Annotated in this window: 23 protein-coding genes; 21 read left to right on the top strand and 2 right to left on the bottom strand. The window is 66.9% G+C overall.

The window, feature by feature from the left end; genetic code table 11:
- Nucleotides 1-116 precede the first annotated feature (116 nt).
- The 18 genes from PW789_RS08995 (at nucleotide 117) to purK (ending at nucleotide 17,015) form a co-directional block, all read left to right on the top strand.
- Nucleotides 117-611 (top strand): hypothetical protein, encoded by a 495-nt coding sequence (locus tag PW789_RS08995; protein WP_299374643.1) that lies wholly within the window; start codon nucleotides 117-119, stop codon nucleotides 609-611.
- Nucleotides 612-740: 129 nt separating this feature from the next.
- A complete protein-coding gene (locus tag PW789_RS08990; RefSeq protein WP_299374640.1) occupies nucleotides 741-1,364 on the top strand; it encodes a hypothetical protein in 624 nt (207 codons plus the stop codon).
- A gap of 62 nt (nucleotides 1,365-1,426) precedes the next feature.
- A complete protein-coding gene (locus PW789_RS08985; RefSeq protein WP_299374638.1) occupies nucleotides 1,427-1,807 on the top strand; it encodes a hypothetical protein in 381 nt (126 codons plus the stop codon).
- Nucleotides 1,808-1,868: 61 nt separating this feature from the next.
- The gene (locus tag PW789_RS08980) at nucleotides 1,869-2,234 is read left to right on the top strand and encodes a hypothetical protein (protein WP_299374635.1); all 366 of its coding nucleotides are present in this window, start codon (nucleotides 1,869-1,871) and stop codon (nucleotides 2,232-2,234) included.
- 109 nt (nucleotides 2,235-2,343) lie between these two features.
- Nucleotides 2,344-3,315 (top strand): hypothetical protein, encoded by a 972-nt coding sequence (locus tag PW789_RS08975; RefSeq protein WP_299374632.1) that lies wholly within the window; start codon nucleotides 2,344-2,346, stop codon nucleotides 3,313-3,315.
- A 223-nt stretch (nucleotides 3,316-3,538) separates the two neighbouring features.
- Nucleotides 3,539-4,159: a hypothetical protein gene (locus PW789_RS08970; protein ID WP_299374629.1), complete on the top strand. Its 621-nt coding sequence runs from the start codon at nucleotides 3,539-3,541 to the stop codon at nucleotides 4,157-4,159.
- 3 nt (nucleotides 4,160-4,162) lie between these two features.
- Complete coding sequence (locus PW789_RS08965) at nucleotides 4,163-4,582, top strand: hypothetical protein (RefSeq protein WP_299374626.1); 420 nt, start codon at nucleotides 4,163-4,165, stop codon at nucleotides 4,580-4,582.
- Nucleotides 4,583-4,698: 116 nt separating this feature from the next.
- Nucleotides 4,699-5,196, top strand: coding sequence for a hypothetical protein (locus tag PW789_RS08960; protein WP_299374623.1), 498 nt, complete (start codon nucleotides 4,699-4,701; stop codon nucleotides 5,194-5,196).
- Nucleotides 5,193-6,143, top strand: a complete 951-nt coding sequence (locus PW789_RS08955; RefSeq protein WP_299374620.1) for a hypothetical protein — start codon at nucleotides 5,193-5,195, stop codon at nucleotides 6,141-6,143. Before PW789_RS08960 ends, PW789_RS08955 begins: the two co-directional genes overlap by 4 nt.
- A gap of 46 nt (nucleotides 6,144-6,189) precedes the next feature.
- Nucleotides 6,190-7,788 carry a terminase gene (locus tag PW789_RS08950; RefSeq protein ID WP_299374617.1) on the top strand — a complete coding sequence of 533 codons (1,599 nt, stop codon included), beginning with the start codon at nucleotides 6,190-6,192 and terminating at the stop codon, nucleotides 7,786-7,788.
- Between the two features lie 150 nt (nucleotides 7,789-7,938).
- The gene (locus tag PW789_RS08945) at nucleotides 7,939-8,886 is read left to right on the top strand and encodes a helix-turn-helix domain-containing GNAT family N-acetyltransferase (protein WP_299374614.1); all 948 of its coding nucleotides are present in this window, start codon (nucleotides 7,939-7,941) and stop codon (nucleotides 8,884-8,886) included.
- Between the two features lie 141 nt (nucleotides 8,887-9,027).
- Entirely contained in the window at nucleotides 9,028-9,894 is an 867-nt protein-coding gene (locus tag PW789_RS08940; RefSeq protein ID WP_299374611.1) for a HipA family kinase, read from the top strand.
- Between the two features lie 92 nt (nucleotides 9,895-9,986).
- Nucleotides 9,987-10,895, top strand: coding sequence for a DUF3037 domain-containing protein (locus PW789_RS08935; protein ID WP_299374608.1), 909 nt, complete (start codon nucleotides 9,987-9,989; stop codon nucleotides 10,893-10,895).
- 212 nt (nucleotides 10,896-11,107) lie between these two features.
- Entirely contained in the window at nucleotides 11,108-12,451 is a 1,344-nt protein-coding gene (locus tag PW789_RS08930; protein WP_299374605.1) for a phage portal protein, read from the top strand.
- The gene (locus tag PW789_RS08925) at nucleotides 12,448-14,553 is read left to right on the top strand and encodes a hypothetical protein (RefSeq protein WP_299374602.1); all 2,106 of its coding nucleotides are present in this window, start codon (nucleotides 12,448-12,450) and stop codon (nucleotides 14,551-14,553) included. Before PW789_RS08930 ends, PW789_RS08925 begins: the two co-directional genes overlap by 4 nt.
- Nucleotides 14,554-14,774: 221 nt before the next feature.
- On the top strand, nucleotides 14,775-15,014 hold the full coding sequence (locus PW789_RS08920) for a hypothetical protein (protein WP_299374599.1): 240 nt from the start codon (nucleotides 14,775-14,777) through the stop codon (nucleotides 15,012-15,014).
- A 290-nt stretch (nucleotides 15,015-15,304) separates the two neighbouring features.
- Nucleotides 15,305-15,808: a 5-(carboxyamino)imidazole ribonucleotide mutase gene (purE, locus tag PW789_RS08915; protein ID WP_299374595.1), complete on the top strand. Its 504-nt coding sequence runs from the start codon at nucleotides 15,305-15,307 to the stop codon at nucleotides 15,806-15,808.
- A gap of 13 nt (nucleotides 15,809-15,821) precedes the next feature.
- On the top strand, nucleotides 15,822-17,015 hold the full coding sequence (gene purK, locus PW789_RS08910; protein WP_299374592.1) for a 5-(carboxyamino)imidazole ribonucleotide synthase: 1,194 nt from the start codon (nucleotides 15,822-15,824) through the stop codon (nucleotides 17,013-17,015).
- A 178-nt stretch (nucleotides 17,016-17,193) separates the two neighbouring features.
- On the opposite strand, the gene PW789_RS08905 is transcribed toward purK, so the two are convergent.
- Nucleotides 17,194-17,673: a cupin domain-containing protein gene (locus tag PW789_RS08905; RefSeq protein WP_299374590.1), complete on the bottom strand. Its 480-nt coding sequence runs from the start codon at nucleotides 17,671-17,673 to the stop codon at nucleotides 17,194-17,196.
- Nucleotides 17,674-17,723: 50 nt separating this feature from the next.
- On the opposite strand from PW789_RS08905, the gene hpnI reads away from it, so the two are divergent.
- Entirely contained in the window at nucleotides 17,724-18,887 is a 1,164-nt protein-coding gene (gene hpnI, locus PW789_RS08900; RefSeq protein WP_299374588.1) for a bacteriohopanetetrol glucosamine biosynthesis glycosyltransferase HpnI, read from the top strand.
- A 44-nt stretch (nucleotides 18,888-18,931) separates the two neighbouring features.
- On the opposite strand, the gene PW789_RS08895 is transcribed toward hpnI, so the two are convergent.
- Nucleotides 18,932-19,132 carry a hypothetical protein gene (locus PW789_RS08895; protein WP_299374585.1) on the bottom strand — a complete coding sequence of 67 codons (201 nt, stop codon included), beginning with the start codon at nucleotides 19,130-19,132 and terminating at the stop codon, nucleotides 18,932-18,934.
- Between the two features lie 88 nt (nucleotides 19,133-19,220).
- On the opposite strand from PW789_RS08895, the gene PW789_RS08890 reads away from it, so the two are divergent.
- Both PW789_RS08890 and PW789_RS08885 read left to right on the top strand, forming a co-directional pair.
- A complete protein-coding gene (locus tag PW789_RS08890) occupies nucleotides 19,221-20,720 on the top strand; it encodes a deoxyribodipyrimidine photo-lyase (RefSeq protein WP_367182516.1) in 1,500 nt (499 codons plus the stop codon).
- Nucleotides 20,721-20,923: 203 nt separating this feature from the next.
- A complete protein-coding gene (locus PW789_RS08885; protein ID WP_299374582.1) occupies nucleotides 20,924-21,871 on the top strand; it encodes an SDR family oxidoreductase in 948 nt (315 codons plus the stop codon).

Below are 21,871 nucleotides of genomic sequence, written 5' to 3'. Positions count from 1 at the left end.
CTCGCCGAGTTCCCTGCTCCCCGCGCCAAACGACGCGGCGGACGCAGGCCACGGCATACCCATACGCAGAACTCCACCCCGTCCCACTCCGCGAGCAGCCTCGCAGGAGGTGCACAGTGAGCGCAGCCCCCATCATCCTCCCCATCGTCTGGGCGACGGCCAGCTCCTCCCGGCCCGCGCCGAAGAAGAAGACCTCCGCTCCAACCCCTGTCCTGCCGGAGCTGGCCTTTTACCGCAAGTACACCGAGGCCCTGCTGCGCCGCTACACCCGCCTGTCGATGGAGTCGGGCCGCGCGCCATCGCTGCTGGGCCGGGAGATGTTTCGCGGCAACGTCACCCACTACAAGGTGGAGGGCTTCGATGACGTCGTCATCTTCGTCCACGACGTGGAGCAGTGCCTCAAGCTGCTCTCGCCCGACGAGGTCTACGTGCTGCGGCGCATCGCCATCCAGGAGTACACCCAGGCTGAGACAGCAGCGATGCTGCGGCTGCCCATCCGCACCCTCGTTCGCCGCTACGACCGGGCACTCGATGCTCTCACCCGCATCTTCCTCGATCGCCGCCTGCTGAAGCCTCTGGCAGGCTGTCAAGATGTGGAAATCAAAAAGTAGCTCGTAACCCTTTGCACTACTTGCAGTTATCGCTGTCCTGGAAAGTGCCGGTCAATTCCGCGCCACTTGCTATTCTGGAAAGGTAATCGAGAGATGAGACGGGAGAGCGCCCTACGGCGGCTCTCCCGTTTGTTTTTAACTTACCCGGGAGGCACATCGTTCATGGATCACGCACTGCGCCATCGCTCCTCGCTCAGCGGAACCAGAAGCGCTCAGGGCATCCGCCTGCATGCGATGGCGGTCGAGTTCCCCATCGTCCACGGCCACCCCAACCGGCTGCCGTTCGAAGGCGTCCTCACGCTGGTCGACACGCCGAGCGACAAGGCGCCCAACGGCGCCCGCGGCCACCGCGTCGTGCTCACCCGGCAGGCCGCCGAGGCTGCCCTGCCCTCGCTGCTGGGCATGGCGGTCGATTACAAGGCCGGCTGGGACGGCCACGACGCCCGCCAGAAGTGCGGCATCATCACGGCCGCCGAGCTGGTGGGCGACCGCATCCAGGTCTCCGGCTACCTCTACGCCCGCGACTATCCCGAGATGGAGGAGGCCATCCGCTCCTCCGGCGAGATGGGCATGAGCTACGAGCTGGCCGACGCCCATGTCGCCGACATGCGCGCCGGGATATGGACCCTGACCCGCGCCACCTTCACCGGAGCAGCCATCCTGCTGCGCGACAAGGCCGCCTACCGCCGCACCAGCTTCCGGCTGAGCCACCAGGCCACGGGCCGAGCACGCAGCACGGCCCACGCCGGATAACCCCCGCTCCACCCACTCTGCAAACTTCCCCATCTCATCCCCGCACAAAGGAGAAACACACCATGTCCTTTCTCAGCGTTCTCAAGGCGATCGGCAAAGACTTCGCCAAGGGCCTCAAGTGGGCCGTCACCTACGCCGTCCCCGTCGAGCGCCTCGTCGCCCTGCTCTTTCCCGCCGCCGCGCCCGTCGTCTCCGAGCTGGTCGACGCCACCACTCTCATCCAGAACGCCGTCCTGATGGTGGAGCAGAAGTACGCCGCCTCGGGCGTTCAGTCCGGCACCGGCGCCGACAAGCTGGCCGAGGTCCTGCTGCTGACGCAGCAGACCGTCACCTCGCTGCTGGCGAAGGCGGGCATCGAGGTCGACACCGCTTACCTGTCCAGCCTCGTCTCCGCCGTCGTCGCCATTCTGAACGTGCAGCAGGCCCCCGCCACGCAGTCCTAGCCTGCCGCCGCAGATGCATCCAGATGCACCCAGACACACCCACCACACGAAAGGACTCCCCATGGACATCCAGATGGAGATCAACGCCGCCGAGACCGGCCTCGAAGAGCACAACGTTCCGGTCGCGCACATCGACTTCGAAGAACGTTTCGCCGCGCTCGAAAAGCGCATCGAGGAGCTGGCCGCGCTCTGTGTCTCGGCAGCCGCCGCAGTACATGCTCCTGAAAAAGTTACAAATAGCCGCAAGACCCTGCCTACAGCCACCACCACGCTGCTCGCCAAGCAGGGCGTCTCGGTCGAAGCGGCGATGGCCTCGGTCGAAGCCGGTGCCCTCGACGGCGCGCTCGACCAGGCGCTGGCTCCGCTGAGCATCGAGCAGCGCATCGCGGTCAAATCGCAGCTGCTGCGCGCGGGCCTGCTGCACTAACGCCTCTCTTCTCCGCTCGCGATCCATTCCGCCATACGTCAACGATCACCACCCCAACTACCGGGCTGGCGCACCCCTGCGCCTGCCCGCCTCTTGAAAGGGAGCACTGATGAACGCCAACTTTACCGAGATCCACGCCGCCGCCGACTTCCTGGGACCGGGAGCCATTGAAGTCCCCATGTACCAGACCGAGATCACCGATATGGTCCGCCGCCGCGGCCTCTTCGGCCAGCGCATCAAGCAGGTGCCCGCCACCGGCCACCCCTCGCGCTACTTCGAAGAGACGGCGATCCCCTCGCCGACCGCTGCCGGAGGATTTGTCGATCCGCGCAACATCGTCGCGCCCGTCGTCACGCCCACGCGCGTCGAGCGCAGCGTGCCGCTGAAGGCGCTGGTCGCGCAGATCAACTACAACCTCTTCGACATGGAGCTGGGCCAGCAGCAGTCGCAGTTCGCCTACCTGCAGGCCAAGGACCTGACCGACACCGTCGACGGCGTGCTGCGTACGCACGACATCGCGCTGTGGAACGGCACCGATACCTCGCTGAGCGCGCCGACCACGACGCAGTACTTCGGCGCGGCCAACCAGATCGCGGCGGGCGGCAACAGCCTCACCATCGGCGCGGCGGACTCCATCGTCGACGGTCTCAAGTCCACCGTGGCGAAGATGCTGTCGAACAGCTCCTTCGGCGTGCGCCCCACAGCGATCTACGCCAACCCGGTGCTGCTCGACCTCATCGACCGCGAGGCGAAGACCGAGTTCAACGCGGTGCTGAACACGCGCGAGATCGCCGCAGGCGTCTCGGTCAAGACGCTCTCCACCCAGGCGGGCGAGCTGCCGCTCATCCCCGAGTGGACGCTACCGTACACCGGCGTTCCGGGCTCCGGCTCTGCCGTGCTGCCCGCCTACATCGTCACCGAGGAGATGATCGAGTACCACTGGCTCTCCGACCCGAACCCGCGTGTCTTCCAGCTCGGCGTGCCCGGCTCGCTGGCCTCGCAGTACGTCGTGGTCAAGTTCGGCGGCCTCGTCGTGAAGGGCGCCGACTACGCGCACTACCAGGTGCTGGTCGATCGCTAGAAACAGCACGCTAGGAACAACACGCTAAGAACAGCCAGCTGGACAGCCCGCTAAGAACGGGTCGCTAAAACAGCCAGCTGGAGACAACGCCGCACAGCACGGGGCAGGGAAGCGGAGCCGCTCGCAACGGCTTCGCTTCTTTTGCTCCGTACTGTGCTCTTTGCAAACCCGCCGCTCTTTGCAGACCCGCCGCACGCCACTCACCCCAAGGAGGTGACCCGAGGTGCCTTACCTATCGCCCACTGAATACGTCTCCTACGGCCTCAGCGCCGACACGTCCGACGACTGGATCGCCGCAGCCTCTGTGCTGATTGACGCGCATTGCCGCCGCACCTCGCTCGCCGTCACCCAGTACACCGAGCGCGTGCGCCTCACCACCGGCTCCAGCACGGCGCGCCTCAGCTACCGTCCGCTCGCCGCAGCCGAAGGTGCGACTTCGCCGCTGGTCTCCGTGCTCGCCCGCTACGGCCAGCCCCGGCGCGGCGAAGGCGACGATCTGCGCTACGAGATCGCCTCCGCCTTCGGCCTGCCCGGCAGCTCCAGCGAGATCGACATCGCCGCCGTCGACCTGAACCTCTTCGCCGGGGAGATCGCGTTGCCCTGCCACCTGCTCGGCCTCCAGGTCCGCGAGGTCGAGGTCACCTACACCGCGGGGCTCGCCACCATCCCCGAGGCCGTCAAGTTCGCCTGCGCGCAGATCGTCAAAAACGCCCAGGCCACGCCCGCGCTCAACGTCCGCTCCAGCCGCATCGACACCCTCGCCATGGAGTACTTTTCGGGCTCGCTGATCGACCCGGTCGTCGAGGCCATGCTGCGGCCCTACATCGCCGAGAGGATGGGCTGAGCCATGGCCGACGCACTCTGCAATGCCGCCCGCCGCGCCCTCGACGCCCTGCTGCGCACCGCTCACCGCCGTACCGTGCTGCTGCGGCTGCCCGCGCCCGCCGCGCCGCTCGACGCGGAACAGCTCGGCCTGTCCACGCCGCTCTTCCAGGACGTGCCGCTCACCCCGGCCATCTTCCGCAAGACCTACACCGGCGCGGCAGAGCAGGGCCACGCCACCCGCGAGCTTCTGCTCTCGGCCACTACCGTCGACGCACTCACCGGGTCGCATCAGTTCGACTCCGCCGACGCGCTCTTCGCCTCCGCCTTCGGCGTCCTGGTGGACCAGACGCTGCTCAGCATCACTGCCGTCGATGCCGTACAGGCAGGCGGCATCGCCTGCGGCTACCGCCTTGCCCTGCGCGAGCCCATCGTCGACATCTGATCGCGCAAAGCGGGGATCGCGGAGGCGCAAGCCGAAACACAGCATCGCCTGCACCCGCTAATGCAGGCCTGATTCGAGCTCTTCGAGATATAAGCCACTGAAAGGGTTACAAATTTATGCAGAACGCCAAGGACACCTTCTACATCACGCTGCGCGACCGCGTCGCGGCGCTCAACCCGGCGCGGACCATCGTCCTCCGCGGCCAGACGCGGCCGGGCGTGCTGGTCGAAGAGAACGAGCTGGCCTCCGCATTCGATCAGCAGGATGCCTTTCGCCTGCGCTGGACCACTCTCGCCATCGACTCGCAGCAGCCCGCACCGCTCGCCGCCCTGCGCTGCGAGATCCTCTACGCCACCGCAGGCAGCTCCGGCAACGGCGGCATGGATCGCGGCCGCCTGCTGGAGGCGATGGACGCCGAGCTCTTCTCCGCGCTGCACACCGCGCCGCAGAACGCTCTGCTGCAGCAGTTCGCCAGCGATACCGCGGCCGTAGTTCTGCCTGCACGCATCTTCTGGGGCAACCCCGCCTTCAACCCCGTTACCTCCAACGGCGAGCTGCTCGAGCGCACCGCCACCGTCGATGTCTTCACCTACCAGAACCAGGAGGAGCGATGAGCACAGCCAACGACTGCAACACCCCGATCACCCGCCGCGTCCGCGCCTACTTCGCGCCCGTCGATCGCGTCTCCGGCACGCCCACCCTCTTCGACCCGGCGCAGACCGGCCGCTTCGATCTCGACGCCCCGCCCGCTCCCTGGCGCGACCTGGGCTGGTGCCTCAACTTCCGCCGCTCCGACGCCGACGGCATCACCGCGGTGCGCTCCGGCCCACAGGCCATGGTCACCAGCCAGCTGCGCTCCGCGCCCGATGCCACCCTCGCGCTCGAGTTCGCCACCTGGGGCAAGCTGCAGCTCGCGCTCTCCTCCGGCTCGCAGCAGATGAACCTTCTGCCCCCGGCCACCGGCTCGGCCACCGTGCCCAGCGGAGGCGATGCCACCGCGGCCGTCGCGCTCGACCCCAGTTCGACCGCCGCCGCGCTGGTCGTCGGACCGACGTTGGCGACTGCCTTCCATGTCGGTGACCTCGTCGTGGTCGACGCCGACTATGCTGCCCAGACCGGCTTCCTGGGCACAGGCGTCAGCGGAGGCTACGTCCGCACCGCCGCCGACGTCCGCGGCATCGACTACATCCGGCGCATCTCACTGAACGTGGCGCGTATCGCCTCCATTACCGGCGGCACCCTCACGCTCGACCGTCCGCTGCCCGCAGGCGTGCCCGCACCCGGCATGAAGCTCAGCCGTGTCACCGGCTTCGTCGACCGCGAGGGCTCCGCCTTCTTCCAGGAGTGGTCCGCGCTCTTCGTCCTGGATGGCGAGCTGGGCGACCGCATCCTCTTCCACTACCCCCGCCTGGAGACCATGCACGGTCCCCGCGAGGCTGCCTCCACGCTGTCCGCGCCGCTGCAGCAGATGCGCCTGGACGCCGCCTTCCGCGCCCTGCCCGTCACCGACCCGGCCGACGGAGAGACCGTGCTCTGCTTCCGCACCTATCTGCCTGCCTGACCGCCTGAAGAGTCGATCCGGCAATGTCTCCGGCTGCCGCCGGGTCATGCAGCACCACTCATCCCGCACACCCCTGTTTGTCATTCACGCGGCAAAGCGGAGAGATCTGCTTTCCCCCCACACTCACACGGAGCCCCACTTGAAAGACCGCGACGACCTCCTCGACCTCGGTCGCCGCATCCGGCGCGGCCCCCACGGCATGTTCAAAGGCCTCTCCGAGCACATCCACGTCCGCGACCGCAACGGCCAGACCCAACTGCTGCGCGCCAACCCTGCACAGCGCGCCTTCGAGCTCGCGCGCGGCGACCGCTCCAACATCGTCCTCAAGGCCCGGCAGATGGGTATCACCACCTGGATCGCCGCGCGCCTCTTCCTCAAGACCGTCACCGCCCCCGGCGTCCTCACCGTGCAGGTCGCCCACACCCGCGAGGCCGCCGAAGGCATCTTCCGCATGGTGCAGCGCTTCTGGGAGCATCTGCCCGACGAGATCCGCTCCGGGCCGCTGCGCCGCGGCCGCGCCAACATCGGCCAGATGACCTTCCCCGAGCTCGACAGCGAGTTCCGCATCCTCTCGGCAGGCGACCCCGGCGCCGGACGCGGCCTCTCCATCCAGAACCTCCACCTCAGCGAGGTCAGCCAGTGGGCCGGGGACGCCGCCGAGACCCTCGCCGGCCTCCGCGCCGCCCTCGCTCCCTCCGGCGAGATCGTCATCGAGTCCACCCCCCGCGGCGCCCAGGGCTGCTTCTACGACGAGTGGAACCGCGCCCCCGGCAACGGCACCGTCCAGCACTTCTTCCCCTGGTGGCTCGAACCCGCCTACATCTCCGCCGCACCGCTCGGAAAAGATCCGGGCGACGCCCCGGAATCCACCTACACCGACGAGGAACGCCGCCTCGTCGCAAGCCACAACCTCACCCCGCAGCAGATCGGCTTCCGCCGCTCGCTCGAGTCCAGCTTCCACCGCCTCCGCGCGCAGGAGTACGCCGAGGACGCCGTCTCCTGCTTCCTCTCGAGCGGCAACTGCTGCTTCGACACCGGGATCATCCAGAGCCGACTCGACCTCGCCCCGCCCCCCGTCGAGCGCCGTCCCGACGGCCTCCACCTCTGGCTGCCCCCCGAACCCGGCCGCCGCTACCTCCTCGGCGTCGACACCTCGGGCGGCGGCGCCGACGGCGACTTCGCCGCCATCCAGGTCATCGAGCGCGAGACCGGCCTGCAGTGCGCCGAGCTGCAACACCGGCTCCCGCCCATGCAGCTCGCGCACGCCGCCATCGAACTCGCCCGCGAGTACAACCAGGCGCTCATCGCGGTCGAACGAAACAACCACGGCGCAGGCGTCCTCGCCCACATCCAAAACGCCCGCTACCCCGCGCTCTACGCCACCGCCGGACACCAAGACGACAGAGGCGGACAGCACGGCTGGCTCACCTCGCTGGCCACCAAGCCCGTCATGATCGCGCGGCTCAACGACCTGCTCGCTCAGTCGCCACAGGTCTTCGCCTCCGAGCGCCTGCTCCGCGAGATGCGCAGCTACATCACCCTCCCCCGGGGAGGCACCGGAGCCGCCAGCGGAGCCCACGACGACTGCGTCATGGCCATCGCCATCGCCCACGCCGTCCGTGCGGAACTGCTATCCCGCAGGTGACGTCCGTGTCCATAACAACCACGGCTCAGTTCGTCAGAACCCCGTCTATGCGCCAGCTTCACCTCGGATTGCTGACGACCAGTGAGCTTTTCAAGATCTGAAAAGGTTGTCAGGCCGGCAACGATTCAGTAGTGTTGTATCTGACAACACATGAAGAGTGAGATCACACCATCGGCCCAGGTCATCAAGCGAGTCAGGAGTTTCAACCGCTTTTACACGAGAGAGATTGGCCTACTCACGGAACACATGCCGGGAAGCGCACTCACCCTGGCGGAAGCCAGAGTTCTCTACGAACTGGCGCAAGATGGAGAGCAGACCGCTGCCGACCTCGTCAGGGCTCTCGTCATGGATAAGGCGCACGTCAGCCGCATCGTCGCCCGGCACACCCATGCAGGTCTGGTTAAGAGCCGCATCAGTCCGCAGCATGGCAAGCACAAGCTGCTGTCGCTCACGGCCGCGGGCAAAAAAGCCTTCAAAGAGTTGAACAACGGGACGGAATCTCAGATCAAGACGCTGCTTTCGACTCTCTCGGTCGAAGACTGCGATCGCCTCGCGAAACACATGCAAGAGATTCAGCGAATGCTCGAAGGGAGCGTGCCTTCGCGTGAGGACGTGGTGTTCCGGCCGCTGAAACCGGGCGATATCGGATGGATCACCCACCGGCAGGCAGTGCTGTATGCGCAGGAGCATGGTTGGGACGGGACGTTCGAGGGCCTTGTTTCGGAGATCCTCGGAGACTTCGTGAAGAACTTCGATCCGTCGCGCGAGGATGCGTGGGTAGCCGAACTTCGCGGTGAAATTGTAGGGTCGGTCTTCCTTGTGAAATCGGAGGACAGGCAGGTAGCAAAGCTAAGGCTGCTTTACGTTGATCCCATGGCGCGAGGACTTGGGATTGGTTCGCGCCTTGTGCAGCTTTGTATCGAACGGGCTCGCGCATTTGGCTACAACACGATGACGCTCTGGACGCACGACATCCTGGTGCCTGCTCGCAAAATCTATGGAGCTGCGGGCTTCACTCTTCGTGAGACGAACCGATACCGCCTATTCGGTAAAGACCTGACCGGGGAGACATGGACGCTCGATTTAGTCCAACGGTAATGAGAAAGGCTCTTGTGTTGACCAACTCACCGAATGTGCCTGGAATCCGGCTTTTCTGATATCAGGAAACTACCCGGCCACTCGCCATGTATCCTGCACCTACACGGAGCCGCACACACGGAGCAGAGGAGTACCCCGGGCTTGGCCGTTCTTGCAGTACAGGCAATCCGACGCATGCGCGGCGGCGCGCAGAGCCAGCTCATGCTCGGCTCCGACTCCACCCTCTGGGTAGTGAAGTTCCAGAACAACCCGCAGCATCTCCGCGTGCTTGCCAACGAGTTTCTCGCCACCCGCCTCGCCGCGCACCTCGGCCTCTCCGTCCCGCACTGCGATGTCGTCGAGGTCACGGGCTGGCTGATCGACAACACCCCCGCGATGCGGCTTGAAGGCCTCGGCCCCGGCACACAGCCCTACGCCGCGGGACTCCAGTTCGGTTCGCGCTTCGTCGGCGGCCTCATGCCCGGGCAGGTCCTCGACTATCTCCCCGAGCCGCAGCTCGAAGAGGTGCGCAATCTCGCCGAGTTCGCCGGCATGCTCTGCGTCGACAAGTGGACCGGCAACTGCAACGGGCGCCAGGCCGTCTTCGAGCGGCGTCCGCGTGAACGCCGCTACCGCGCCAGCTTCATCGACCAGGGCTTCTGTTTCAACGCCGGCGAGTGGACCTTCCCCGACGGCCCCCTGCGCGGCGTCTACCAGCGCAACACCGTCTATCGCGCCGTCACCGGCTGGCCGGGCTTCGAACCCTGGCTCAGCCGCCTCGAATCCATCCCGCCCGACGTCGTCTGGAACATCGCTGCCCAGATGCCGCCCGAGTGGTACGCCCACGACCAGCCCGCGCTCGAAAAGGTCGTCGAACAGCTCCTCGCCCGACGCCACCGCGTGCGTGATCTCATCGCCAGCTTCCGCGACTCCGACCGCAACCCGTTCCCGCTTTGGAACCCCGGCACCACCGTCACCGTTCCGCGCAACTTCGCGACGCTGCGCACCGGCGACAGCTTTGTAATGTAGAAGAGGTTTTCAGTTGCAGGTCGTCCGTCTCAGCAAACCGCGTTGACCTGTAACGGACAACCTGCAGCTCGTACTAAAAACCGGAGGTTTTGTTGCCCGACCGTCTGCCCTGCGAATTTGCCCTCATCCGCTACGTCCCTGACGTGGTCAAGGGCGAGTTCGTCAACATCGGCGTCCTGCTCCGTCCGGCTGGCGCACCTGCCGCCGCGACCGTCCTGCGCTTCACCCGCGACTGGGCGCGCGTCCGCTGCATGGACACCGAGGCCGATATCGCCCTCTTCGAGGCCCTCGAAGCCGAGATCGCCGACCGCCTGCGCCTGGGCGACGCCGACACCAAGCCCGTCCTCCAGCTGCTCGAGGACACGCTCTCCAACTCGCTGCAGATCTCCGAGCCCCGCGCCGTGCTCGCCGACAACCTCGCCGACGAGCTCGACCAGCTCATGCGCCTCTACGTCGAACCCATCCGCGTCAGACACGACCGCCGCCGCACCGGCCGCGCCGCCCTGCAGGCCGCCCTGCGCACCGAGTTCGAGCGCGCCGGCGTCTGGTCGATGATGCGCCGCCGCATCGCCGCCAGCACCTACACCCGCCCCGGCGACCCCATGAAGCTCGACTGCGGCTACAAGGCCATCGCGCATCGCAACGAAGCCGAGGGCACTCCACCCGACGGCCTCATCCGCATCTTCCAGACCGTCTCCCTTGAGGGCGACATCGAGGGCGCCAAGGGCCTCGCCTGGGCCGCACCCCGCCTGCGCGAGGGTGTCCGCCGCGTCGAACAGACCGACCTCGAACTCACCGCCATCGTCGAACCGCTGCGATCGCTCTCCATCGGCAGAGAAGACAACGAACGCGATGACGACGCCGTTGCTACGGAGTCGAACGAGGCCACCGACCGCTACCGCTTCGGCGTAGAAGCCATGGAGCGCGAGGCCATCCGCGTCATCACCATCGCGGACCTGGCCCGGGCCGCCGAGACGGCACGTCACGAGCTGGGACTGTAACCAGCCACACTGCTGTTGTCTCTTACACAAGCACCTTTTTTGTTGTCATTCCGAGCGAGCACAGCGAGCCGAGGAACCTGCTCTTCGGCCACCGCCGTATCCCGGGGTGCCCCATTCATGCCGCAGGCATGAGTGGGTTCCTTCGCGCCAGGCGCGAACCCAGCCGAACCAGACCACAAACCCTCATTCCACTCCACCCAAAAGGCCCACCCATGCCCCTGACCAACCTCCGCACCCTCTGGCAGCGCCTCACCCACGTCGACGCAGCCACCACCCCCACGCACGAAGACGCAAAGCGCAAGACCGCCATGCTCCCCTCCATCCTCTCTCCCTACAACGGCCCGCGCACTGCGCAGAGCACCCTGCCCAAGCCCACCCCCGCCAACCTGCGCCGCTTCGCCGAGACCCCCGTCGTCCGCCGCGCCATCAACGTCGTCAAGGACAAGGTCGCCAGCATGGACTGGCAGGTCCGCGTCCGCCGCGGCCACACCCTCGACCAGATCGACGACGGCCCCGAGAAGCTCCGCATCCTCCGCCGCTGCCTCGAAGAGCCCAACCCCGCCGACAGCTTCCGCGTCCTCTGGGAGCAGGTCCTCGAAGACCTCCTCGTCGGCGGCTTCGGCGCCGTCGAGATGGAGTCCACCGCCGACCCCTTCCGCCCCTTCCACCTCTACCCCGTCGACGGCGCCACCATCCGCATCGACAGCCGCTGGGACGGCTCCGCTACCCAGCCCCGCTACGCCCAGGCCACCGGACGCCCCGGCGCCGACGCCACCATCCCGCTGCGCGACGACGAGCTGATGTACCTCCGCCTCAACCCCCGCACCCACACCCCCTTCGGCCTCGGCCGGCTTGAGGTTGCGTTTGAGACCGTCAACCAGCTGCTCAGCGCCAACCGCTACGCCGGCCGCCTCGCCGCCAACTCCGTCGTCCAGTACGCCCTCTGGCTCAACGAGGCCTCGCCCGAGCAGCACGATCGCCTCATTCGGTGGTGGCAGGACGAGATCGAGGGCACCGGCCGCGTCCCCGTCCTCAGCACCCCCCAGAAGCCCGAGGTCCTCCGCTTCGCCGGGGGCACCGACGCCGACCTCCGCCTTGAGTGGCAGGAGATGCTCATCCGCCTCATCGCCAACGCCTTCGAGCTGCCGCCCATGCTCCTCGGCGTGGCCACCGACGTCAACAAATCCACCGCAGGCGAGCTGGCCGACGACGCCTTCCAGTCCGCCATCGTCCCCGTCGCCAAGCTCCTCGCCGAACACATCACCCGCGACCTGTTCGCCAAGAAACTCGGCTGGCGGGAGTTCGAGTTCTGCTTCAACGACCTCGAGACCCGCGACGAGATGAGCGAGCTCGAGATGCAGAAGACCCTCCTCCAGTGCGGCGTCCTCACCATCGACGAGGTACGCGCCATGCGCGGCCTTCCACCCCTGCACGCCAACGCCGACAACACCGAAGCCGTCACCGCCGCTGCAAACGAGACCGCCATCAACATCGACGAACCTAACGCCATCGCCGATCGCAACGCAGACGCCACCCCCATCGAGGCCCGCTCATGATCCTCACCCTCGACAACAACGACGGAGCCGGAGCGCGCGACTACACCCGCGCCCTCGTCTCCTCCTCTCCGCTCACCGTCAGCCGCTCCCGCACCGGCGCCACCCAGGCCGCCCAGCCCCCCGACCGCCTCCGCGCCGTGCTCGACCTCGCCTCCACCAGCCTGCCCGTCCCCGCGCGCCTCGCCCGTGCCGTCGTCACCACCGACGGCGGCGCGGTGCTCTTCACCGGCACGCTGCCCTCCGCTCCCGCGCCCGTCGCCGCGGGCATCGCCGCCACCGGCCCCGTCGACCACCTCCACCTCGAGGCCATCGCCGACATCCAACCCGCGCCCGGCCTGGTTCCTCCCACCGCCGCCGCCCACAGCTTCACCCCCGGCGACGGCACGCTCCAGCTCTCCCCCAGCGCCTCCGCCCCGCGCGAGTTCGCCCGCGATCTCACCCTCTCCGGCGCCATCGAACCCGCCGCCTACATCAACCAGACCTTCCTCGGCGACGGCACCACCGCCGTCTTCGACCTCGCCGAGCCGCCCTTCCACCCCACCGGCAGCGCCACCCTGCTCGACGAGCGCTTCGACCGCGACCGGCTCGATCCCCGCCTGTGGACCGTCAACGACCCCGGCGGCGTCCTCTCGCTCAGCTCCGCAGGCTTCACCGCCAGCGGGGGCAACGGCCTCGACGGAACCACCGCGCTCGCCTCCGCCACTCCCTTCGAGATCGCAGGTACCCTCATCCTCGTCACCGATGGCGTCCTCCTCCAGCCCGCCAGCGACGGCGTCCTCTGCGGCCTCTACACCGGCCAGATCTCCCGCGAGAGCTGCCTCGCCGGATTCAACGTCCGCCCCTCCGGCGGCAACACCATCGTCACCCCGCTGGTCAACGGCGTAGAGACCGGGGCCTCCCTCACCGTTCTCTCCGGCCACCGCTACCGCCTGCGCCTGCGCCTCCACTGCACCGAGAGCGTCCGCTTTGCCGCCACCTGCACCGCCCTGGCCGACGGCCAGCCGCACAGCTTCGGCGGGGAGGCCGTCCCCGCCCCCGTCACCCTCCTCTTCGAGGCGCAGGACCTCGGTCTCGCCTCCAACACCCCGGCCACCGTCCTCGCCACCGCCTCCGTCGCCGCCTCGCCCATAATCTGCACCTTCGCCCCCATCCATGCCATCCAGCTCAACGGCTCCATCGCCTCCTGCAGCATCCAGCAGGCAGGTTCCGCCTGGATCACCTCCACCACCTCCTCCGGCACCCAGACCGTCCGCCTAACCGGGGCCGAGGGCGACGGCGTGGACTGCACCCTCTCCTCTACCGGCCGCATCACCTTCTTCGCCGGACGCATCCCCATCGCCAACGAGATCGTCTCCGTCACCTACCGCTCCCACCAGCGCTCCATCGCCCGACTCGGCACCACCGGCTCTGACACCGGCATCCCCACCGCCGCATGGCAGGGCCACGTCCTCCACCCCCCGGCCCGCACCTCCGCCGACTGCGAGAACGCCACGCAGGCCGCACTCGCCGCCTCCGGCGCACGCTCCGCCACCCTCACCGGCGACTTCACCACCCTCAACCCAGACGCCGACATCCAGCCCGGCGACACCCTCGACCTCACCACCAGCACACAGTCCGCTGGCATCACCGACAGCCTCAACCTGACCGTAACCGGCGTCACCATCACCCAGACGCCCGGCCTGCCCGAGCAGCTCCTCTACCGCATCGCCTTCGCCAACGACTGGTCGCACTGCCTCGACGCCTCGCTCGCCGACACCGCCGCAGAGGACGCCCTGCTTCCCCTGGCCCCTACCGCCGCACCGCCCGTCTTCACCGCCAACCTGCCCGCCCTCACCGTCACCGGCATCACCGCCACGACCATCTCCATCGACACCGGCATCGCCCCGCCAACCGGAGGCGGCTTCGAGGTCAGGCGCCGCGACGGAGGCTTCGGCCCCGGCGCCAGCAACGACCTCGTCCTCCGCGCCACCACCCGCGCCTTCTCCATCCCCCGCACCGCGCAGCTCGAGCGCTACTACATCCGCCCCTACGACGCCTCCCCCACCCCCATCTACTCCCGCTTCTCCAGCGCCATCTTCACCAGCCTCCCCTACGGCTCCTGAAGAATGGCCGTGCCATTCCGAAGCCAGCCTCTCTGTTGTCGTTCCGAGCGCAGCCTCTCTTTGTTGTCGTTCCAGGAACCTGCATTTCAACCACAGGCTCCCAACTCGCAACCACCGGGTGCCCCATTCATGGCGCGAAGCGACATGAGTGGGCCGCCACCGAAATCAATTGCCGCGAACCGTCTCGCAACCACAGTCCCCGCCTCACCGAAAGGAAACCCATGACACCACCAGGCCCACCCACCATGACCGACTTCGAAGGCCAGGTCCTCGGCGACCTCCGCGTCCTCAAAAGCCAGATCGATCAGCTCCTCGGCATCGGCCAGCCCGGCCGCCTCACCCAGATCGAAGAGCGCGTCGAACGCCACGAGCGCAGCGTCCAGCGCCTCCGAGGCTTCACCGCCGCCATCGGTGCCCTCATCACCATCGCCCACATCGCCATCGACCTGCTCCGACGCTGACCGTCGACCATCCACCGACGCTGACCACAACGGCGCCGTCCGATCGAAAACTCACCATCTCCAAACCTGTCATCCCGACCGAAGCGCAGCGAGGTGGAGGGACCTGCTGTTCGACCACGAAACCTCCCTGGCCACGCGATGCAAATCTCCAGCCCCAATCCCACATCAAAACCCCACCAGCACCGGAGGGAGCACGGGCCTTCCAGGCCCGTGAAACCCTCCCCTCAAAAAGGGGCTTCAACCCCAACCGCACCCCGAATCCCCACATACCGACCCTCTATAATCAGCCCATGGACGCCTCACCGCTGGTTGGAATCATCATGGGGAGCCGCAGCGACTATGCGGTGATGAGCGGCGCCGTCGACATGCTCGCCCACTTCGGCATTCCGCACGAAGTCCGCGTCGTCTCGGCCCATCGCACCCCCGATCTTCTCTTCGAATACGCCGCCAACGCCGCCGCCCGCGGCCTCCGCGTCATCGTCGCCGGAGCCGGCGGCGCCGCCCACCTGCCCGGCATGGTCGCCGCCAAGACCATCGTTCCCGTCCTCGGCGTGCCCATCCCCGCCACGGCCCTGCAGGGCATGGACTCGCTGCTCAGCATCGTGCAGATGCCCAAGGGCATTCCTGTCGGCACCCTGGCCATCGGCGCTCCCGGAGCCGCCAACGCCGGCCTGCTCGCCGCGCAGATCCTCGCCACCACCGACATCGCACTCGCCGAGCGGCTCACCGCCTGGCGCAACGCCCGCCGCGACGAGGTGCTCAGCCAGCAGCTCGAAGGCATCGAAGTTCGCTAAAGGTATCTCTCCCGTGACGACAGCCGCAAAGACATCCCAGCCCATCCTCCCCGGCGCCACCATCGGCATCTTCGGCGGCGGCCAGCTTGGCCGCATGACCGCCATGGCCGCACGCGCCATGGGCTACCGCATCCAGGTGCTCGATCCCGACCCCGCCTGCCCCGCACGCTTCGTCGTCGACGGTTGCATCGAGGCAGGGTGGGACGACGCGCGCGGGGCCGCCAACCTCGCCCGCGGCTGCGACGTCGTCACCCTCGAGATCGAACAGATCTCCCTCGCCAGCCTCGACGCCGCCAAGGCCTACGCCCCCACGCGCCCCGGCCGCGAGATGCTCGCCATCATCCAGAACCGCATCGCGCAAAAAGAGTGGCTCGCCGCCAACAGCTTCCCCATCGGCGACTGGCGCCCCGTCCGCTCCCTCGACCAGATGCGCGACGCCATCCAGTCGCTCGGAGGCCGCGTCTTCTGTAAGAGCGCCACCGGCGGCTACGACGGCCGCGGACAGGGTAAGGTCGGCTTCCGCCCCGGCGCAGACTTTGAAGAAGAGGCTCGCGGCGCATGGCACGCCGTCGGCGGCGACTCCGGCCACGGCGCAGGCGTCGCCGAACAGGCACTCGACCTCGAACGCGAGATCTCCGTCCTCGTCGCCCGCTCCCCCTCCGGCGAGGTCAAGGTCTACCCCGCCGCCTGGAACCACCACGAGAACCAGATCCTCGCCTGGAGCGTCATCCCCGCCCCCCTCACCGACACGCTCGCCCACCAGGCCCACGCGCTGGCCGAGCGCATCGCCCATACCTTCACCCTCGAAGGCATCCTCGCGGTCGAGATGTTCGTCACCACCGACGGCCGCCTGCTCGTCAACGAGCTCGCCCCGCGCCCCCACAACAGCTACCACGCCAGCGAGCGCGGCTCCGTCACCAGCCAGTTCGAGCAGCTGGTCCGCGCCGTCTGCGACCTCCCGCTGGGCGACGTCGAGACCGTGCAGCCCTGCGCCATCGCCAACCTCCTCGGCGATGTCTGGCTCAACGAAGACGGCACCCCGCGCGAACCACACTTCGACCGCGCCCTCGCCGTCCCCGGCGTCCGCCTGCACCTCTACGAAAAGCAGCGCCCAAGACCCGGCCGCAAGATGGGACACCTCTCCGCCATCGGCGTCACCGCCGACGAAGCCGTAGCCGCCGTCCTCCGCGCGCAGGAGCTGCTTTAAGCAATCCTGCTCAACCACTCAAAGCGGATTCATCCACTGCGCTATGCAATGACAAAACCGGAATGACAAGGCCGGGAAATGACAAGGCCGGGGTTGGTGGCGGAAGGCAACGACACCAGGCCCGCCGCGCTGCATCTTCAAGGCCTGCGCGGATGGCATATCCGGAAGCAGTAGATCCTCACACCCACTCCGGCTCATCCACAACATCGAGGCCGTCGAGATTGATGACCACCTCTTCGGTCGCGCTGCGCACCAGCACGCAGTGCAATTCCTCTGTGGCCGAGGCGTTCAGCTCCTGGTGCGGTACATACGGAGGCACCATCATGAAGTCGCCCGGCCCGGCCTTGGTGATGAACTCCAGCCGGTCGCCCCAGCGCATCAGCGCCTCGCCGCGCACCACGTAGATGATGCTCTCGAGCGCGCCATGATGATGCGGCCCGGTCGACGCTCCCGGCTCGATGCGGTTGGTTCCAGCCCACAGATGCGACGATCCCGTGCGCGAGCCGCTGATCGCCACCTCGCGATTCATGCCCAGCGTCTCCGGCGTGTCGCAGCTTCGCGCCTCTGCCTTCACCACGCGAATGCCCTTCGTGCGCCAGTCCACCGGCTCTAAGACAGCATTCGCTTCCACAACATTGCCCGACATAGCCACCCCCACACACTTTGCCACCATCCTACGCCCGGCCCCCAGCAAGTAAACTGGAAGCAATGCTGGCGACATGGATGGAGGGCGCAACTGCCCTGATGGCCGTTGCGGGAATCGTGTACATGGCGCTTGCGCTGTGGGGGGCGCGCAACTTTGCGCGCAGCATCCGCCGCCAGACCGCTGATCCCTTCGCCCCCGGCGTCACCATCCTCAAGCCGGTCAAGGGCGTCGATCAGCGCATGTACGCGGGCTTCGTCAGCCACTGCCAGCAACAGTATGCGGGCAGCTACGAGATCGTCTTCGGCGTCTCCTCCATGGACGATCCCGCCGTCGCGGAGATCCACCGCCTCATCGCCGAGTTCCCCTCCGTCGCAATTCGGCTCGTCCATTGCACCGAGGTGCTCGGCACCAGCGGCAAGGTGAGCAACCTCGTCCAGATGCTGCGCCACGCCAGCTACGAGCACGTCCTCATCAACGACAGCGACATCCTCGTCTCGCCGCGCTACCTTACCCGCGTGATGCAGGGCTTCGTCACGCCCGGCGCAAAGCCGGTCGGCATGGTGACCGCGCCCTACATCGGGCATACCGGCGAGCGGCCCGGCCTGTGGTCGCGGCTCGAGGCGCTCGGCATCTCCACCGACTTCATCGCCGGAGTGCTGACCGCGCGGCAGCTCGAAGGCGGCATCCACTTCGGCCTCGGCTCCACGCTGGCCATGAGCCGCACCGCACTCACCGCCGCAGGCGGCCTCGAACCTCTGGTCGAGGCGCTGGCCGACGACTACGAGATGGGCGCCCGCATCTCCGCCGCAGGCTTTCGCGTCGAGCTGAGCAGCGAGGTCGTCGAGACCACCGTGCCCGCCTACAGCTTTCGCGGCTTCGCCGAGCACCAGCTGCGCTGGTCGCGCACCACGCGCGATTCGCGCAAGCTCGGCTACCTCGGCCTCGGCATCACCTACTGCGTGCCCTGGGCGCTGGCCGCCTGCATCGCCAGCGGCTTTTCGCTGGAAGGTTTCTCCCTGCTCGCTATTGCACTTCTCGCTCGCGTCGCTGTCGCGCTCACCGTCGGCGTCGGCATCCTCGGCGACGGCCAGGTGCTGCGCGACCTGTGGCTGCTGCCGGTCCGCGATCTCTTCGGCCTGCTGTTCTGGGCGTGGAGCTACGCCGGCGACACCATCGTCTGGCGCGGCGAACGCTTCCACCTGCGGGACGGCCGGCTGTACCGGTAAGAGCTTACCGGATCGGCAGCTCTATGAGCGGCGTTGCGGTGAGGCTATCGGCTGAACCGGTCGATGACGGCCAGTGTTCCAACGAGGACAAAGCAAGCCATCCAGAAAACCCGGAGCTTACCGGGAATCTCCTCCGGCCGAAGTCCGGCCCTGCTGCGCACGCCGAGATAGACAGCCTGCGTAAGCATCAGCAGCGAAACTACAGGGAGGAGCCAGGGATGGACATGCATGTTGATCCAGTGCACCTAGCCTCCTCGTGCTCAAAGTATGCCAGCACATCAGGCAAAGCGCGAACTCTTCCGCGCTCATTCGCATCAAAAGGAAGCGAAGGCAATGGTCTGGGAATCGCAACCCAGTCCGCTGCGCAATGACGAGGACACGAGACGAAGCTTCATCATGACCGGGACCAGCTCCGACGAACTTGACGCCACACTGGCAGCGCTCACAAACGACCCGCGCGTGACCATCCGCCGGAACGGCGCGCCCGATCCTGACGGCAGGTGCGTCGTCTACTGGATGCAGCGCGCCCAGCGCGGCCAGGACAACCACGCCGTCGACCTTGCCGTGAAGATCGCCGCCGCGCTCGACCTGCCCGTCGTCGTTTACTTCGCGGGCATCTCCAACTTTCCGCACGCCAACCTGCGCCACTATGCCTTCCTCAACCAGGGGCTGGTCGACGTGGAGGAAGATCTCGCCGCGCGTGACATCGGCTTCGTCATGCGCCGCGCACCGCACGAGTCGCACGAGAGGTTCTTCGCCGACGTGCAGGCCGCCATCGTCATCGGCGACGAGAACCCCATGCGCGAGCCGGAGAGATGGCGCAAACAGCTCGCCTCCGCTCTGGAGATCCCCTTCTGGACCGTCGACACCGATGTTGTCGTTCCTTCGAAGCTGATCGAGAAGGCGCAGTACGGCGCTTACACCATCCGCCCGCGCATCCAGCGCCTGCTGCCCGACTTCCTGCATCCCTACGAGAACCTGAAGGCGCACAGGCCCTGGCGGAGACCCGGCGGCCTGCACACCGACTCCGTGCACGAGGACATCACCCGCGGCTGGAAGGAGCTCGACCGCAGCGTCGAACCGGTCGCCGCCTGGCGCGGCGGCACGCACGCCGCCCTCAAGCGCCTGCGCTACTTCACCGCGCACATGCTGGAGCACTACGACACAGCACGCAACAAGCCGGAGATCGACGGCAGCTCCTGCATGTCGCCCTACCTGCACTTCGGCCACATCGGGCCGCTCACCATCGCGCTCGCCGTTGAAGAGGCGGCAAAGAAGCATCCGAAGCTGCGCCCCGCCCGTGATGCTTATTTCAACGAGCTGATCGTCTGGCGCGAGCTGGCCGTCAACTTCGTGAAGTACACGCCTAACTACGACTCGCACGAGTGCGCCGAAAACTGGGCGAAGGAGACCATCGCCGAGCACGCCAGGGACGAGCGCGAGTTCCTCTACAAGCTCGCCGACCTCGAGCATGCGAAGACCCATGACGACCTCTGGAACGCCGCGCAGACCCAGATGGTGCGCCACGGCTGGATGCACAACGTGATGCGCATGTACTGGGCCAAGAAGATCCTCGAGTGGACCCCGGACGTGAAGACCGCCGTAAAGTACGCCATCCACCTGAACGACAAGTACTTTCTCGACGGCCGCGACCCCAACGGCTACGCCGGGGTGGCCTGGGCCATTCTGGGCAAGTTCGACCGCGCCTGGGGGGAGCGGCCCGTCTTCGGCAAGATCCGCTACATGTCCGGCGCCTCCACCGGCAGGAAGTTCGATTCGAAGAAGTACATGCAGCAGATGAAGGTGCTACCGGAGCAGGTATCCCTGTTTTGAGTCACTTACAAGGCTGCGTCCTCAGCTTTTCCACCATTCGCACCATTTCCTGTGCAAAACGAGGAAAACTCTCTGCGCAAGGAAAAGCCGTCTGCGTACCCCAGCGATTACCGCCTTCAGCGCTCCCCGGGATGAGTCCTTTGTCCTGTCGGAGCGTCAGATATAGACACAGGCACTATTAAAAACAGGATACGAACTACCCCTTGGCGAACTACTTAATTACTGGCGGATCAGGCTTTATCGGATCGCACCTTGCACATGCCCTGGTTGATCGCGGCCAGCAGGTCCGCGTACTCGACAACTTCGAGACCGGGCTTCGGAAGAACATCGAGCCCCTCCTCGACCGCATCGAACTGCGCGAGGTCGATCTCACCGACGCCGAGGCCGTCCGCAGCGCCTGCGAAGGCATGGACTATGTGCTGCATGAGGGCGCTCTGCCCAGCGTGCCGCGATCGGTCAAGGAACCCCGCCCCAGCCACGAGACCAATATCGGCGGCACCTTTAACGTGCTGGAAGGCGCACGGCTGGCAGGCGTGAAGCGCGTCGTCTATGCGGCTTCGTCGTCGGCCTACGGCAACCAGCCGGGCTTTCCCCGCGTGGAGACGATGGCCCCGCAGCCGCTTTCGCCCTATGCCGTGCAGAAGCTGACCGGCGAGCTGTACATGCAGGCCTATTGGCGCGTCTATGGGCTTGAGACCGTCTGCCTGCGCTACTTCAACATCTTCGGTTCGCGCCAGGTGCCCGATTCTCCTTACTCCGGCGTTATGGCACGGTTTATCCTGATGATGATGCGGGGCGAGCGGCCGACCATCTTCGGCGACGGCGAGCAGGGACGCGACTTCACCCATGTCTCCAACGTGGTGGAAGCCAACCTCCTCGCGCTTGAGGCGGATGCAACAAAGGCAGCCGGACGTGTGTTCAACATTGCATGCGGCGAGCGCCACACCCTCAACGAAACCTACGCTTCGCTTGCAACCCTGCTCGGTTTCGAGCATCCACCACTATACGGGCCCGAGCGTGAGGGAGACGTACGCGACTCCCTGGCGGATATCTCGGCAGCCTCCGAGGCTCTTGGATACGTTGCGCAAACCGACTTTGAAGAGGGTCTACGCCGCACCGTCGCATGGTATCGCGACGAATTTGCTGAATAG

It is taken from the genome of Edaphobacter sp., from assembly GCF_028283685.1.
In the GTDB taxonomy this organism is placed as follows: Bacteria; Acidobacteriota; Terriglobia; order Terriglobales; family Acidobacteriaceae; genus Edaphobacter.
This window is presented reverse-complemented; position numbering and strand designations above follow the sequence as displayed.